We start from the raw sequence: 15,534 nt of genomic DNA, 5'->3' as shown, positions 1-15,534 counted from the left end.
TAAGTTGGCAATGCATTATAGATGGCGATTGTAACCCCTTGGTTCCCGCTCTGGAGCAAGGGGTTTTTTTGCGTGTTGCCGGCATGGGCACGAATGGGGAGGGTGCAGGAAATTGGTTGCAGACTGTCACCTCCTGGGCGAATACACATACAATACAGCGAGCAGCAAAAGAACAACGGAGAAACCAATAGTCTGCACAGCTTCACCCGTCAATGAAAAGAATGTAAGGAGGAGAACGCGTGGCTGTCATCAAAACAAACTCGGAGGACGTAAGAGTGCTTGCACGGCTGATGCGGGCCGAGGCTGAAGAGGATGGGGAGTCAGGCATGCTGATGGTCGGCAATGTCGGCGTGAACCGGATTCTTGGCAACTGTCTGGATTTCAACAATATCCGCAGTGTGAACGACATGGTGTACCAGAGCCCCGGCGGCTTCGAAGCCCCGCAGAAGGGTTATTTCTACCAGCGGGCGCGGGAAGCTGATATCCGGCTGGCGAAACGTGCGATTAACGGGGAGCGGACCTGGCCGGCCTCGAATGCGCTCTGGTTCTTCCGCCCTGTCGGCGATTGCCCGGCAACCTGGTACAATCAGCAGAATACCGGACGCTACAAGGCCCACTGCTTCTTCACTCCGACACAGGGGGATTGTCCGGCAGTATATTAGGCAAAACAATGCAATTATTACACTTTAGGAGGTAATCCGTACATGATCGTTCAACCGTACCGCCCAGTTCCTTATATGATGGGCAGCAATCCAGCAGGCAGCATGAACAATATGAACAATATGGAGAACATGAACAATATGAACAACATGAATAACATGGGGAAAATCGGCAATATGGGTAAAATGGGCACTATGGGCACTATGGGAAATATGGGGAACATGGGCACCATGGCCGCCATGCCGCCTCAGGTAAGCAGCGGAAGTCCCATGATGCCCGGCGGCACAGTGGTTTCCACGGCCGCGCCCGTATTTGAACAGTCATATGTGGAGAATATCTTCCGCCTGAATCTGGGCAAAGTGGGCACCTTCTATTTCACATATGAGAATAACAAAGACTGGAATGCCAAGGTCTATACCGGGGTGCTTGAAGCTGCGGGCCGTGACCACCTGATTATCAGCGACCGGGCTACCGGACAGCGGGTGGTGCTGCTGATGGTTAACTTTGATTACGCCACTTTCGAAGAGCCGCTTGTCTATCAATATCCGGGCGTTATCGGGAATCCGCTGGGAGTGCGCAACTGCTAAACCGGTTTTCCGGCCATTTATCCATAGATTCGTCCAAAAACGGCTGTCCGCCTTGGTTTGAGGCGGTCAGCCGTTACTTATGCTCCCGTACGTACATATGCTGTATTTTTCGAGGGGACACGCATGCTTGCTGTTTCACCTAATATATTTATATAATGAAAGTATTATTTATAATCCGTGATTTTGTATAGGAGATGAGGGCATTGGGGAATTGATACGCAAGGGTTCTCTTAGCGTAATCGAGTCTGATATTTTGAGCAAACGAAGGAGGTGGGCCTATCCAGCCGTACAGATTACGGTGGATAGGAGTATAAATTGAGCGACCCTTTACCCGGTATATTACATGTAGGACTTATTATTTTGCTTGTGCTGCTTAACGGTTTTTTCGTTTCGGTGGAGTACGCGATGGTGAAGGTGCGCAGCGGGCGCATTGAATCGCTGATTGAGGAAGGCAGCAAGAGAGCACTGGCCGCAAGTAAGATCGTCCATAATCTGGATGGATTTCTGTCGGCCTGCCAGCTAGGGGTAACCCTTGCTTCACTTGCACTGGGCTGGCTGGGAGAACCGGCCGTGGCCACGATTGTGGGGCCGCTGGTCAGAGGTCTGGGCTTTGATGAAACGACTGTATTTGTCATCTCCCTGATTATTGCCTTCATGTTCATCACAGTTCTCCATATCGTACTCGGCGAGCTTGCACCGAAGACCATTGCTGTGAACAAGGCTGAGGCGGTGCTTCTGTTAACTGCGGGACCGATGAACGTTTTCTACCGGATCATGTTTCCATTTATCTGGGTGGTTAACGGGCTGGCCCGGGGACTGCTGCGGATCTTCCGTCTGACGCCGGCTTCCGAGCTGGCTACTGCACATACGGAGGAAGAAATCCGCATTCTGATGCAGGAGAGTAACAAAAGCGGCTTGATCGACAACACAGAAATGACACTGGTGGATAATATTTTCGAATTTGCCGACACGATGGCCCGGGAGATTATGATTCCGCGTACCGAGATGATCTGTCTGAACACGCATCTGGAGACGGAGGAGAATCTGGAGATTGCCTTCGATGGCATGAGAACCCGTTATCCGGTCTGTGACGGTGACAAGGACCATATTCTTGGCTTCATTCATATTAAGGATATGATCCGGGAGAAGGCGCCGAGCTATAGTGAACTGATCCGTCCGATATTGACGGTACCGGAATCGATTCAGATCAGCAGCCTCCTGAAGGTCATGCAGCGTGCCAAGACCCAGATCGCCATTCTTATTGATGAGTACGGCGGTACCTCGGGGATGGTTACACTGGAGGATATTATGGAAGAGATTGTTGGTGAGATTCAGGATGAGTTCGACGAGGAGCGGCCCGGCATTGAACAGCTGGGAGAGGATGAGTACTCCGTTGACGGACTGATGCTGATTGAAGAGATTAACGACAAGCTTGGAATTCATATGGAGACTGATGACTATGATACAATCGGCGGCTGGCTGTACTCCAAGCTGGAGGTCAATCCGCCGCAAAAGGGCCAGTCCATTGAGTTCGACAATCATTTATTCGTGGTCGAAGAAACCGAGAATAAGCGGATTTCCCGGATTAAGCTGCTGAAGCTGCAGTTATTGACGGAAGAAGCCGGAGCATAAGTTGCTGCATACAATATAAGCATGGCGCTACGATAGCGCTATGCTTTTTTGTTATTATAAGATTTTTTGTCATAATAAGGATGAATTGTACTGGCGTTACTGCGATTCGGCCGGATTTAAGGCGGGTAAGGAAGTGTAAATACATGTAATCTATCCGATTCAAGAAAGGGGCGGGAGCGTTGGAGCATCCTTTTAACACATACAATGATCTGCTTGTCCTCTTGTCGGTTGCGATAGCCTTTCTCTCCTGCTTCACGGCGCTGGACCTGACGGAACGTCTGCTTCGCGGCCATCGGAGCTCCCGGTTCATCCTGCTCATCTCTCTGGTGCTTGGCACAGGCCTGTGGAGCATGCATTTCATCGGGATGCGCGCAATGGAAATGGGCGTTCCTGTATCGTATAATCTGCCTCTCCTGGCGTTCTCTCTAGTGATCCCCGTCGCAGCTTCTTATATGCTGTTAGTTATGCTGAATAACCCGCACACCCGCAGCAGGGTCTATCTGGCTCTGGGCGGACTCTTGTTCAGCAGCGGCATCCTGATTATGCATTTCAGCGGCATTCTGTCGATGAGACTTACGGCAACTTATGAGCAAGGCGCCTTCTCTATTACACTGGCGGTATTGTTCGCCCTGATTGTCCCGGTGGTCACCGCATCTTATGATCCGAAATGGCTGGAGCAGGCCTATAATATGTTCAGCTTCAAAAAGCTGCTGCTTGTCCTGACCCTGACCGGCGCGTTCACAGGCATTCATTACGCTGCCATGGCGGGCGCTACATTCCCCATAGGAGAACAATCCAGTGCTGCCGGACAAGTGCTTTATTTACAGGACTCCATACTGGCAATGATTCTCTGCGGCTCTTTCCTGTTCATTGTGTCGATTGTCCTTGCTCTGCTGTACAGGGACCGGCAGCGGATACTCCAGTCTGCAGCCTTCAATGAGCAGCGGTATACTGCCTTGTTCGAGCATAACCCTGATATGGTGATCTGTATTGATCCTGCACGAAAGAAGATTATCAGTGCTAATCCTGCTCTTCGGGCCATTACCGGATATAGCAGAGAAGAACTGGGGAATTATAAGGCGATCCTGTACAGCGAACGGGATGAAGCGGCCGTACGGGATGCTGTAACACGCGCTTCACGGGGGCAGTCCTCCAAGCTGGAGCTGAAGGTCCGGAGCAAAGGCGGGGAGCAGCTGATCTGCAGTGTCACCGTCTTTCCTTTGCTGCATCATACGGAGCAGTGGGTCTATATTGTGGCCGAGGATGTGACTGCTCTGATGAAGTATCAGTATGAGCTGCTGGAGGCCAGGGATGCCGCGGAGAGTGCTGTGACGATGAAAAGCGAGTTCCTCGCCACCATGAGCCATGAGATCCGCACACCGCTGAACGGCATTATCGGCGTCAACCAGCTGCTGGCCGAGGAGATCAGCAATCCAGAGCATCTGGAGCTTCTGCGGCTTCAGAGTACAAGCAGCCACGCTCTGCTGCATGTGATGAGCGATATTCTCGATATCTCCCGCCTGGAGGCGGATGGCCTCTCGCTGAACAAAGATACTTTCGGGCTAAGGGCTTTGCTCCAAGGCTGTATGGATCTGTTCACGGTGAGCACACAAGACAAGCCGTTATCCCTGAAGCTTGAGATCGAAGAGGGGCTTCCCGACAAGTTCACCGGGGATGCGGCGCGTGTCCGCCAGATTCTGATCAATCTGATCGGTAATGCGGTGAAATTCACGCCATCCGGTACGGTAATGGTGAAGGTGGAATCCTATGGCGTCAGAGAGACCGCTCAGGCTCTGCAATTCATGGTGCGCGACACAGGCATTGGTATCTCTCCGGATAAGCTGCAGCTGCTCTTCCAGTCCTTCTCCCAGGTGGACGGGTCGCATACCCGCAAATACCCCGGTACAGGTCTGGGCCTTGCGATCTGCAAGAAGCTGGTAGACCTGATGCAAGGGGAGATCTGGGCAGAACCGGCAGAGGGTGGCGGCACACAATTCTTCTTCAGGATTAAGCTGCAGTCGCAGGAGCATTCCCCTGAGGTATTCTTCGGCAAGGATACCGGGGAAGGGAAATCGGCAGACGAGAACGAAGCCGTATAAGACAGCGATTGCCAACAAGAGAGTTAACATTATATACTTTGAAAGTAACTATTCTTTTATCACGACAGTCCTGAGGACGGAAAGGAACTCTCTTTGAGCAAAACAAAAAAGAACACTGTCATGGCTCCCCAGATGAGCAAGCAGGAGAAGCGCAGGGCAGAGCAGGAACAGCAGAAGCAGAAAACGAGAATTCTGATCGTGAGTACGGTAGCTATTGTCGTTATTATTTTTGTAGGCTTATTCATGCTGGCTTCGAAGGACTCTTCGCCTGCCGGTACAGACAGTAAGCCAGTTGCCTTCAATTACAGCGAAATGATGCGGCTTGGCAAGGAGGATGCTCCGGTCAAAATTGTGGAATTCGGCGATTTCAAATGCCCGGCTTGCGCCCAGTTCACCGGTGTGATCAAACCGCAGATCGTTCAAGGTTATGTGGACCAAAATAAAGCGGCCTTCTATTTCGTGAATCTGGCCTTTATCGGCAAGGATTCCAGAACAGCCTCCCTGGCTGCGCTGTCGGTGTATCATCAGAACCAGGAAGCGTTCTGGAAGTACTTTGATGCGATCTATGCGAATCAGGGAAATGAAGAAGAGGAGTGGGCTACATCTGACTTCCTGGTGAGTCTTGCCAAGCAGCTGGACCTGCCGGTGGATTATGATCTGCTACGTAAGGATATTGATGACCGTACCTATGAGAAGGAGCTGGACCGGGATATTCAGGTGGGCACCGATACGGGCGTAACGAATACGCCATCCTTGTATGTGAACGGCATCAAGGTGAAGGAGCCCTTCAATATGGAGGCGATTGATGCCCAGATTCAGGCAGCAACAGCAGCAGCGGGAGCAGGAGCCGCCCAATGACCGCCTTCTCTGCCTTCTGCCGGCGTAATTGTCTGTACTTGGCCTGGTTCGTCTGTGTGGTGGCTGTAGCGGGTAGCCTGTATCTCAGTGAGGTCCTGCATTACGAGCCGTGCAGGCTGTGCTGGTTCCAGCGGATATTCATGTACCCGCAGCTGTTCCTGCTGGGGATCGCCACCTACCGGGCGGACAAGCGGATCATTCCTTATGTGCTTCCTCTTAGTCTGATCGGGGGCTGCATCTCTATTTATCACTATGCAGAGCAGAAAATTCCCGCCCTTAGCAAGGTGCTTCCCTGCACCATCGGCGTACCGTGCAACAAGGACTATCTGAATTGGTTCGGATTTGTAACGGTCCCTCTGCTTGCACTTATAGCCTTTGCCTTAATCTCCATTCTGCTCTGGACAGGACGCAAGGAGGAGCCTGCGGAGTAAGAAGCTGAGGGGCAGAAGGAAGAGAAGAGAATGCCCTTAATTTTAGCAAAAAATAATATACAAAAACCCTGTAAAATCACGTGTTAAAGGGATAATGAAAGAGAATGAAAGACCAAGACATACCGGATGATGAATTTGGTTGTTTTGAGTGCTTTTCATTCTTTTTTCATTTGTTTCCACGCTTTACGGAAGACGCGTTGTAGCTTAATATTAGTCCTTGTGAGAAGTTGAATATGCGCTGAATTTTCCGGATGGAAAAACGGGGGAACCACACTTTGGCCAAGGCCAAAAGGGGTGAATCGGAACGGGCCGCAAGGGCCTGTAACCGTAGGGCTACCACAGTCCGAATCCGCCAGCTAACCTCGTAAGCTACAAGTGGGATAATGACCATGCACTCTAAGGCATGCGGATCATTTCCGTATGCTTATTTTGGTGCCTGCATTTATGAAATCCACTTATGAAAACAGCGCAGGGAAAGCCCGTTTCAACTTAACCAAGAGAGGAACTGTTACTACAATGGTAAGCAAGGTAAAACGACTATTGATCGGGCGTCCGATGAAGTCGAACGAACTCGATCATGAAAAGTTATCCAAGGTGAAAGCACTGGCTGTCCTGTCTTCTGATGCGCTCTCGTCTGTAGCCTACGGAACAGAACAAATTCTAATCGTACTGGTGGCCGCCGGGTTCACCGCCATCTGGTACTCCTTGCCAATCGCATTAGCCGTATTGGGCCTGCTGGCTATTCTGATTTTGTCCTACCGGCAGACGATCTTCGCTTATCCCCAGGGCGGGGGCGCGTACATTGTCGCCAAAAGCAATCTTGGGGTGCATACCGGCTTACTGGCCGGCGGCTCGCTGCTGGTGGATTACATTCTGACGGTGGCCGTAAGCGCCTCGGCGGGGACGGATGCGATCACTTCAGCTTTTCCAAGTCTGCATAATCATAGTGTCCTCATAGCGGTATCTGTTATCGTACTCTTAACGATTGTTAATCTGCGCGGGGTGACCGAATCGGCTTCGTTCATCGCTATCCCGGTCTATCTGTTCGTCGTCTCCATCTTCGTGCTGATTATCGCAGGGATCTTCAAATATTTAACTGGCGGCGCTCATGCGCAAATTCCTGAGATTGGCTCGGCGGTGTCGAACGTGAGTATGTTCCTGCTGCTGAAGGCATTCAGCTCCGGCTGTTCGGCTCTGACCGGGGTTGAGGCTGTCTCCAATGCGATTCCTAACTTCAAAGCGCCGGCGGAGAAAAATGCAGCCAAAACGCTGATGCTCATGGGCCTCATTCTCGGGGTGATGTTCACAGGCATTACGCTGCTCGCTTACTGGTACGGCATTATGCCCGATGCGAAGGCCACTGTGGTCTCACAGATTACCGAGTCTACCTTCGGCCGCGGCGGACTGTACTTCTTCATTCAGGGGATTACGGCGGTTATCCTGTTCCTGGCAGCCAACACGGCGTACTCAGCCTTCCCGCTGCTGGCGTTCATGTTCGCCAAAGACAAATATCTGCCCCATGCCTTCATGGTGCGCGGCGACCGGCTGGGCTTCTCCAACGGTATTATTTTCCTCGGCGTGATGTCGGCAGTGCTGGTAGCGGCATTTCACGGGAATACGGAAGGACTCATTCCATTATATGCAGTAGGGGTATTCATTCCGTTCACGCTGTCGCAGCTTGGCATGATGGTCCAGTGGTACCGGACGAAGCCGCAAGGCTGGCAGAGCAAGTTCGCTGTGAATACGGTGGGGATGCTAACTACATTAACGATCACCATGATCTTCATCATCACCAAATTCTCCAGTGTGTGGATGGCCTTCATCTTCCTGCCGGTTGTCATTATTGTGTTCCACCGGATTCACCGTCATTATATGAATATTGCCGATCAGCTGCGGATCTGTCCGGCTACCGATAAGCCTTGTATCAAAGGAAGCACCGTAGTCGTTCCTGTCGCCGGTGTGACCCGCGCAGTACTGCATTCGATCAGCTATGCGAAGTCATTGACTGATAATGTCGTCGCTGTATATGTAGGCTTCGATGAAGAAGAGATTCACAAGATGGAGCAGAAGTGGGAGGAGTGGAACCCTGGGGTACGACTGATCGTCCTGCGCTCCCGCTACCGCAGCATTATCCGCCCGCTGGTGAAGTTCATCGATACAGTAGAGTGGAAGACCTCTTCAACGGATCATATTACCGTCCTGATTCCGCAATTCGTGACCAAGCATTGGTGGCAGGCAGTGCTGCATAATCAGACCAGCTTGTTCATCCGCTCTTATCTAATGAATCAGAAGGACATTGTCATCGCCACGGTTCCTTTCCATTTGCATAAATAATATAGAAGATTACAGGAAGACGGCTGCTTCTGCTTCATGCGGAGGCGGCCGTTTTTACGTTTTAGTTGACAGAGATAATGAGAATCAATATCATCAATCTATAAGCAGTAATTGAGCTTGTCTGTTGTATAGCCGAAATTATCATAGAGGAGCCTTGCTCCAGTACATTTATATGAGGAGTGTTATCATGTCGGAACGTTTAAATACAGAGCAATTGAGCATCGGATATGCGGAGACTATGATTGTGAAGGGGTTGAATCTGTCGCTTCCGACAGGGAAGATTACGGCGCTTGTCGGGGCAAACGGCTCGGGGAAATCCACGATTCTGAAGACGATGGCCCGGCTCATGAAGCCGAAGAGCGGGAGTGTAATGCTGGACGGGAAGTCCATTCACAATCTGTCCACCAAAGAAGTGGCCCGCCAGCTGGCGATTCTGCCGCAGAATCCTACCGCCCCTGACGGCTTAACGGTGTCTGAGCTGGTAGGCTATGGACGGTATCCGCATCAGAAGGGCTTCGGCAGCCTCACGCCTGAAGACCGCAGCATTATTGCCGATGCGATTGCGCTGACCGGCATGAATGAATTCCGTGACCGGCCGATTGACCGTCTCTCCGGCGGACAACGGCAGCGGGCCTGGATCGCCATGGCGCTGGCACAGCAGACAGATATTCTATTCCTCGATGAGCCGACGACCTTCCTGGATATGGCCCATCAGCTGGAGGTGCTTCAGCTGCTGCAGAAGCTCAATGAGCAGGAAGGCCGGACGATCATTATGGTTGTCCATGATTTGAACCATGCCTCCCGATATGCGCAGCATATGGTTGCGATCAAATCCGGCAATGTAATCAGCGAGGGCGCTCCGAACGAGGTAATGACACCGGCGGTGCTGCGTGAGGTATTCGGCATTGAGGCGGATATTGTGCCTGATCCGCGTACAGGTGTGCCGCTGTGTCTGCCTTATGAGCTGGCTGCATACAAAGCAGTCGGGCTGTAGGACGGCAGCATGAATGAATTCCTGAGGCAAGAATACAGCTCCAAGTTTGATCTCCATTCTGAGGTGCCGGAGGGAGCGGTGTATTCCTTCTCAGCTGCTGAACTGGCAGAAGAGGCGGGAATGAGGACCTTCATGGAGGCTTACCGGCCGCTGATGAAGGCGCTTGACGATAAAGCGGCCGGCGCGTATTTCGGCGGTTATCTGAGCATGATTGCGCTCGCTGTCCAGTATTCAGTGACCGGCTTCTTGTACGTACCGGATTTCAGTCTACGGAATCTTCAGCTGCATCTGGTTCCGGCCGACGGCTACTGCCGTGTTGCCTTCTCTCTTCGTGAATGGGGGATGGTACAAGCTCCGGTAGATGAGCCGGGCCGAAAGGCTTGGCGTAGTGAGGTGCTCACCAGCTTCTACCAGAGCACAGCCGGGCCGCTGATCCGTAAGGCTTCACAGGTGAGCGGTCTTTCGCTTGGGGAGATCTGGGGACAGCTGCCGACCAAATTCAATTATTATGCGGAAGCCTTTGCCGCTGAGCTTACAGATCCGCTCCTGCTACACCGGCTGGAGGAGGATTACACCTATCTGAAGGATGAGCTGCCCGCTGCCGTATTCGGGATGCCGCGGAATCCGTTCCAGGTGAAGGTGCGGAGAATCGAATCGCTCACGGACCCGGAGCAGACGGTTCAAATGCGTAACCGCTGCTGCATGTATTACCGGACTGAGGGCGGGAGGCTGTGTTATACCTGTCCCCGGATGAAAGAGGGGGAGCGGTCCGCGCGGCGGGAGGAATTCCGTTCCGGGTGCGCTGCAGCAGGCAAATAGGGTATAATTGGAAAATTCGAAACATAATAATGCTGTATGCAGCTTCTTAACAGGCTCCTGTCATTGACAAGGGAGCCTGTTCGTTGATAAAGTTGTGGTTGCTGAAGCGTGATTGCCCGGCGATGAGCCCCACCATTATCTTGTTCATAGAGTAGGAGCATGAAGAATGAATATTGACAACATATATGAGGATTTGCAGCCGCTGGTTACCGCAGGCTCACTGAAACGACGGGAGAGCCTTAAGAATCTGGTCTATACCCGCATGGGCGGCGAAGCAGATATCCTGGCTGCCCCAGTTACATATGAAGAGATCCAGAGCATCTACGCCTATGCCCATGATCATCAGATCCCGCTTACGATTCTCGGCAATGGCTCCAATGTGATTATCCGGGACGGAGGCATCCGCGGCATCGTGCTCCAGACCTCGGATTTGTCCGGTATGGGCATCCGCGAGGGGCTGCTCTACGCGCAGTGCGGGGCGAAGATTATCGATGTCTCACGCTATGCGCTGGAGCAGAAGCTGACCGGTCTGGAATTCGCCTGCGGCATCCCCGGCACGGTAGGCGGGGCGCTGTATATGAATGCGGGAGCCTACGGCGGGGAAGTGAAGGATGTGCTGCACAGTGCGCTCGTGATCGATCAGAACGGCCAGCTGCTCACCCTGCACGGCGATCAGCTGGAATGGGGATACCGCAGCAGCATCTTCGCCAGCGGACAGTACATTGTACTGGAGGCCAGATTCAAGCTTCTTCCAGGCGATCCTGCTGCAATTAAGGCGTCCATGGATGAGTTAACCTATCTGCGGGAATCGAAGCAGCCGCTTGAATATCCGTCCTGCGGCAGTGTATTCAAGCGGCCGCCGGGCCGGTTCGCGGGGCAGCTGATTCAGGAGAGCGGACTCCAGGGTACGCGCATCGGCGGCGCTGAGGTGTCGCGCAAGCATGCGGGCTTCATTATCAACGCCGACAATGCAAGCGCCAGTGATTATATCGGATTGATCCAGCATGTACGCTCAGCCGTGAAGCACAAGTTCGATGTGGAGCTGGAGACGGAAGTGGAGATTATCGGGGAAGAATTATAGGCGATAGTTATAGAAAAAGAGGGTGCAGTCCTGAGCCGGAATGTTGGCTTAGAGCTGCACCCTCTTTAGATTCTTACGGCCGGAGCCGCCGGATAATCAGCTTACGGCCAGCGAATATTTCGCCCGGCTCGTCTGCAGCTCCACCTTGGCTTCGGATACTTCATGAAGCTGCAGTCCGCTCACTGCCAGCTCATAGCCCGGCTGCGGTAGGGGCACCAGCTCTCCATCTGCATTCAGGGTACTGCCTGTCCCGCGCAGAATGACCGCACTGTCCAGATAATCATCAATGACATCGTCAGCGTTCCGGTAGTCAACGGTCTCCAGCTTGAAATGAACGGTATCCAGATCCTCCAGCTCCCTTTTCTTAATGACAAGCGTTGTATCCTTACGGGCTTCCAGCCAATCGATAAGCTTCTGTACGTTTGCTTCCATAGTATGATCCCATCCTTCAGTTAATAGAGATTGTTAATTCTAAGTTACCCCTTTGAGTGTAATTGAATCCGTGCAATTTAGTTGTACTATGCAGGGTGTTTGCCTTCCTTCATTCGTGTGTAAACTATTCTTATGCATTGTAAGGATGCCAATATCTTATATAGAAGGTGAATTGAATGGGAAACGCATTATTATGGGGCGCAGTCTCCGGCTCGGCAGTCTTGATTGGCGCGCTCGTGGCCTTATTCCTGCGGATTCGAAGCAAGCTGATCGGCTTCATTATGGCATTCGGGACCGGGGTGCTGATCGGCGCGGCGGCGTATGAATTGATAGAGGATTCTGCCAGTGACGGCGGGCTGCCCCCGACGATCATCGGGTTCACCGCCGGAGCATTGGTGTTCACGGTGTTCGACTGGCTGATCTCGCGCAAGGGCGGAGCCGGACGCAAGCGCTCAGCCGGAGCCACATCTGGGAAGAGCGACGCCAAGGGCGGTGGGCTGGCAATTTTCGCAGGAACGGTACTGGATGCGATTCCTGAATCGATCATGATCGGCGCAAGTCTCATTGCGGGTCAGGGCGTTAGCGTACTGCTGGTCATTGCCATCTTCATCAGCAATATTCCCGAGGGCTTATCCAGCACGGCTGGCCTGAAGCAGGACGGCTATGGCAAAGGCAAGATAATGCTGCTGTGGCTCGGCGTACTCGCTATCTCCACTCTGGCCTCAGGGGCGGGGTATGCGTTCATGGATCACGCAAGCAGTTATACGGAAGCGGTGATTGCCTCTTTTGCCGGAGGAGGAATTATTGCCATGGTGTCCTCCAGCATGATGCCCGAAGCCTACGAAGAAGGGGGGCCGCTCACGGGGTTCATCGCTGCAATGGGACTGCTGTGCTCGCTGATTCTGGATCAGCTGTGAGGGTTGTCAAGCCCGCTGCAATCATGGTATAGTTCAAGACGCACCAAGATAAAGAAGGAATCTGCGCCGCGCGCAGGAGAGGTTCGCGAACTCCCTCTATAAAAAACTAAGCTATCTTAGTAGAGCCAGGTTTTCGAAATCTCGTTCTTCTTTCCAGTTCAGGCTATGAGCCTAGGGAAAAGAGAGGGGTTTTTTGTCATGTCAGAAGGCAGAACGCAAGAGGAAATGCAGGAGGTTACCCTGCTGGGCAACCAAGGCACGCAGTACAAGTTCGGCTATGATCCGGGAATTCTGGAGGCGTTCGATAACAAGCATCCCGGCCGGGATTATTTTGTCAAATTCAACTGTCCCGAGTTCACCAGCCTGTGTCCCGTGACCGGTCAGCCGGATTTCGGGGTGATGTATATCTCGTACATTCCGGATATCCGGATGGTAGAATCGAAGTCACTGAAGCTCTATTTGTTCAGCTTCCGCAATCATGGGGATTTCCATGAGGACTGTGTCAACATTATTATGAATGATCTGATCTCGCTGATGGAGCCGCGTTATATCGAAGTGTGGGGCAAATTCACACCGCGCGGCGGCATTTCCATCGATCCTTACTGCAACTGGGGGCGTCCGGGAACCAAATATGAGGCGATGGCCGAACACCGGCTGATGAATCATGATCTGTATCCTGAGAAAGTGGACAACCGTTAATCCGCAGGAACCAGCTTCGCAGAGTCATTAGGAGGAGAGATCACTATGGTAAATAGAAAAGCATTAGTCGTCTTCAGCGGCGGCCAAGACAGCACGACCTGCCTGGCGTGGGCATTGCAGGAATTCCAGGAGGTTCAGGTGGTCACGTTCAATTATAATCAGCGCCATGCGGCCGAGATTGAAGTCGCGAAGGCAATTGCCGCGAGGTTCGGCGTGAAGCAGCATATTCTGGACCTGGGGCTGCTGAACCAGCTTGCCCCGAACGCCTTGACCCGGGATGATATTGACATTACCGCAGGTGAGGGAGAGGAGCTGCCCAGTACGTTCGTGGATGGACGTAATCTGCTGTTCCTGTCCTTCGCGGCCATTCTGGCCAAGCAGCTCGGCTACTCCAACATTATCACCGGGGTCTGCCAGACGGACTTCAGCGGATACCCGGACTGCCGCGATGTGTTCGTGAAGTCGCTGAATGTCACGCTTAATCTGTCGATGGATGTGGAGTTCGTCATTCATACCCCGCTGATGTGGCTGGACAAAAAGCAAACCTGGAAGCTGGCAGACGAGCTGGGCCAGTTCGATTATGTCCGGGAGCAGACCTTGACCTGCTATAACGGAATCATTGGCAGCGGCTGCGGCACCTGTCCGGCTTGTCTCCTGCGTCAGCGCGGTCTGGAGCAATATGAGGCAGAGCGTCAGGAGGCGGGACTATAATGCGGGGCGAAGTAGCCGTCTGCAAAATTTTCACCTTCGATGCTGCACATCAGCTTATCGGACACAAAGGGAAATGCAGCAATCTGCATGGGCATACCTACAAGCTGGAGGTAGTGCTGAAGGGTGTGCCGTCTGTTGAGGAAGGGCAGTCGGATGAAGGTTTCGTCATCGATTTCAGCGATATTAAGGCGGCTGTAAAGGAGGCGGTGATTGAACGGCTGGATCATGCTTTTCTGGCGATGGGCAATGAGCCTGTGCTGGAGACACTAATCGCAACAGGCTCCAAGGTCGCTCTGCTCTCCTTCCGCACCACAGCAGAGAATCTGTCTTCCTACATTGCCTATGAGTTGAAGCAAGCGGCGTTGCCGGTGTATTCAGTCAAGCTATGGGAGACTCCGACCTCCTGGGCTGAAGTGCTGGCAGCAGATATTCCCGGGGAGGGACCGGCTTACCGGCTGTATGGTGGCTGCGATCATGAGTAGAATCCCCGTGATTGAAATGTTCGGCCCGACGATTCAAGGGGAAGGGGCGGTTATTGGCGTCAAAACGATGTTCGTCCGCACCTACGGCTGCGACTACCGCTGCGGCTGGTGCGATTCCGCCTTCACCTGGGACGGCTCGGCCAAGGATAAAGTGACGATGCTTACGCCGCAGGAGATTCTCGATGGGCTGCTGGAGCTGGCCGGGGAGAATTTCGGCTGTGTCACCATCTCCGGTGGGAACCCGGCGCTGATCGGGGAGGCGATGGGAGCGTTCATCTCCCTGCTCCACGAACGCGGCATTCAGGCGGCGATTGAGACGCAGGGCAGCCGCTGGCAGGATTGGTTCCATGAGGTGGATGTGCTGACGATCAGCCCGAAGCCGCCCAGCTCCGGGATGCACACGGACTGGGATAAGCTGGATGAGATTATGCGTAGAGTCGCTGATAACGGCAAGTCAGCACATAGCCTGAAGGTGGTTGTATTTAACCAGGAGGATTATGAATATGCCCGTAAGGTACATTTCAGGTACCCTGAGGTCCCGCTGTTCCTGCAGCCGGGCAACGATAACGTCACCGAGGAAGGCGACATTTCAGGCCGTCTGCTGGGGCGGCTGGAATGGCTGTTCGGGCAGGTCATTGCCGATACGCAGATGAACCGTGCACGCGTGCTGCCGCAGCTGCACGCCCTGATCTGGCATAATAAGCGGGGAAAGTAAGATTTTCTCATAAAAATTAGCTATACTTAAGACTGGGCTTCCTGGGAAGGGAGGCCCGGTCTTTTACTATTTGCAGGAAACTG

The 15,534-nt window shown here is 52.9% G+C and carries 16 protein-coding genes and 2 riboswitches; of the genes, 15 read left to right on the top strand and 1 reads right to left on the bottom strand.

Annotated elements, in window-relative coordinates:
• Window positions 1-239 precede the first annotated feature (239 nt).
• From MKX63_RS29665 to murB, 10 genes are all read left to right on the top strand, one after another.
• The gene (locus tag MKX63_RS29665) at window positions 240-662 is read left to right on the top strand and encodes a cell wall hydrolase (RefSeq protein WP_036695386.1); all 423 of its coding nucleotides are present in this window, start codon (window positions 240-242) and stop codon (window positions 660-662) included.
• A gap of 183 nt (window positions 663-845) precedes the next feature.
• Window positions 846-1,247, top strand: coding sequence for a spore coat protein GerQ (gene gerQ, locus MKX63_RS29660; protein ID WP_341023346.1), 402 nt, complete (start codon window positions 846-848; stop codon window positions 1,245-1,247).
• A 315-nt stretch (window positions 1,248-1,562) separates the two neighbouring features.
• Complete coding sequence (locus tag MKX63_RS29655; protein ID WP_341022250.1) at window positions 1,563-2,879, top strand: hemolysin family protein; 1,317 nt, start codon at window positions 1,563-1,565, stop codon at window positions 2,877-2,879.
• A 179-nt stretch (window positions 2,880-3,058) separates the two neighbouring features.
• Window positions 3,059-4,978 carry a sensor histidine kinase gene (locus tag MKX63_RS29650; protein WP_341022249.1) on the top strand — a complete coding sequence of 640 codons (1,920 nt, stop codon included), beginning with the start codon at window positions 3,059-3,061 and terminating at the stop codon, window positions 4,976-4,978.
• 93 nt (window positions 4,979-5,071) lie between these two features.
• Complete coding sequence (locus tag MKX63_RS29645) at window positions 5,072-5,836, top strand: DsbA family protein (protein WP_341022247.1); 765 nt, start codon at window positions 5,072-5,074, stop codon at window positions 5,834-5,836.
• On the top strand, window positions 5,833-6,267 hold the full coding sequence (locus tag MKX63_RS29640) for a disulfide oxidoreductase (RefSeq protein ID WP_340993133.1): 435 nt from the start codon (window positions 5,833-5,835) through the stop codon (window positions 6,265-6,267). Before MKX63_RS29645 ends, MKX63_RS29640 begins: the two co-directional genes overlap by 4 nt.
• A 226-nt stretch (window positions 6,268-6,493) precedes the next feature.
• Window positions 6,494-6,654: riboswitch (cyclic di-AMP (ydaO/yuaA leader) on the top strand.
• A 129-nt stretch (window positions 6,655-6,783) separates the two neighbouring features.
• Window positions 6,784-8,601 carry an APC family permease gene (locus MKX63_RS29635; RefSeq protein ID WP_341022246.1) on the top strand — a complete coding sequence of 606 codons (1,818 nt, stop codon included), beginning with the start codon at window positions 6,784-6,786 and terminating at the stop codon, window positions 8,599-8,601.
• A 187-nt stretch (window positions 8,602-8,788) separates the two neighbouring features.
• Complete coding sequence (locus MKX63_RS29630) at window positions 8,789-9,595, top strand: ABC transporter ATP-binding protein (RefSeq protein ID WP_341022245.1); 807 nt, start codon at window positions 8,789-8,791, stop codon at window positions 9,593-9,595.
• Window positions 9,596-9,604: 9 nt separating this feature from the next.
• A complete protein-coding gene (locus MKX63_RS29625; RefSeq protein ID WP_341022242.1) occupies window positions 9,605-10,414 on the top strand; it encodes a (2Fe-2S)-binding protein in 810 nt (269 codons plus the stop codon).
• Window positions 10,415-10,580: 166 nt separating this feature from the next.
• Entirely contained in the window at window positions 10,581-11,495 is a 915-nt protein-coding gene (gene murB, locus MKX63_RS29620) for a UDP-N-acetylmuramate dehydrogenase (protein ID WP_341022240.1), read from the top strand.
• 96 nt (window positions 11,496-11,591) lie between these two features.
• On the opposite strand, the gene MKX63_RS29615 is transcribed toward murB, so the two are convergent.
• A complete protein-coding gene (locus MKX63_RS29615; protein WP_341022238.1) occupies window positions 11,592-11,927 on the bottom strand; it encodes a hypothetical protein in 336 nt (111 codons plus the stop codon).
• 176 nt (window positions 11,928-12,103) lie between these two features.
• On the opposite strand from MKX63_RS29615, the gene MKX63_RS29610 reads away from it, so the two are divergent.
• The 5 genes from MKX63_RS29610 to queE all read left to right on the top strand — a co-directional run bounded on the left by MKX63_RS29610 (window position 12,104) and on the right by queE (window position 15,451).
• Complete coding sequence (locus MKX63_RS29610; RefSeq protein ID WP_341022237.1) at window positions 12,104-12,844, top strand: ZIP family metal transporter; 741 nt, start codon at window positions 12,104-12,106, stop codon at window positions 12,842-12,844.
• 72 nt (window positions 12,845-12,916) lie between these two features.
• Window positions 12,917-12,960: riboswitch (PreQ1 riboswitch) on the top strand.
• Window positions 12,961-13,042: 82 nt separating this feature from the next.
• Window positions 13,043-13,543, top strand: coding sequence for a preQ(1) synthase (queF, locus tag MKX63_RS29605; RefSeq protein WP_341022235.1), 501 nt, complete (start codon window positions 13,043-13,045; stop codon window positions 13,541-13,543).
• A 45-nt stretch (window positions 13,544-13,588) separates the two neighbouring features.
• Window positions 13,589-14,254: a 7-cyano-7-deazaguanine synthase QueC gene (queC, locus tag MKX63_RS29600; RefSeq protein ID WP_076158075.1), complete on the top strand. Its 666-nt coding sequence runs from the start codon at window positions 13,589-13,591 to the stop codon at window positions 14,252-14,254.
• On the top strand, window positions 14,254-14,736 hold the full coding sequence (locus MKX63_RS29595; protein WP_341022234.1) for a 6-pyruvoyl trahydropterin synthase family protein: 483 nt from the start codon (window positions 14,254-14,256) through the stop codon (window positions 14,734-14,736). The genes queC and MKX63_RS29595 overlap by 1 nt, the downstream gene beginning before the upstream one ends.
• Window positions 14,729-15,451: a 7-carboxy-7-deazaguanine synthase QueE gene (queE, locus tag MKX63_RS29590; protein ID WP_341022231.1), complete on the top strand. Its 723-nt coding sequence runs from the start codon at window positions 14,729-14,731 to the stop codon at window positions 15,449-15,451. The genes MKX63_RS29595 and queE overlap by 8 nt, the downstream gene beginning before the upstream one ends.
• Window positions 15,452-15,534 lie beyond the last annotated feature (83 nt).

It is taken from the genome of Paenibacillus sp. FSL R7-0179, from assembly GCF_038002265.1.
Taxonomy (GTDB): domain Bacteria; phylum Bacillota; class Bacilli; order Paenibacillales; family Paenibacillaceae; genus Paenibacillus_AQ.
This window is presented reverse-complemented; position numbering and strand designations above follow the sequence as displayed.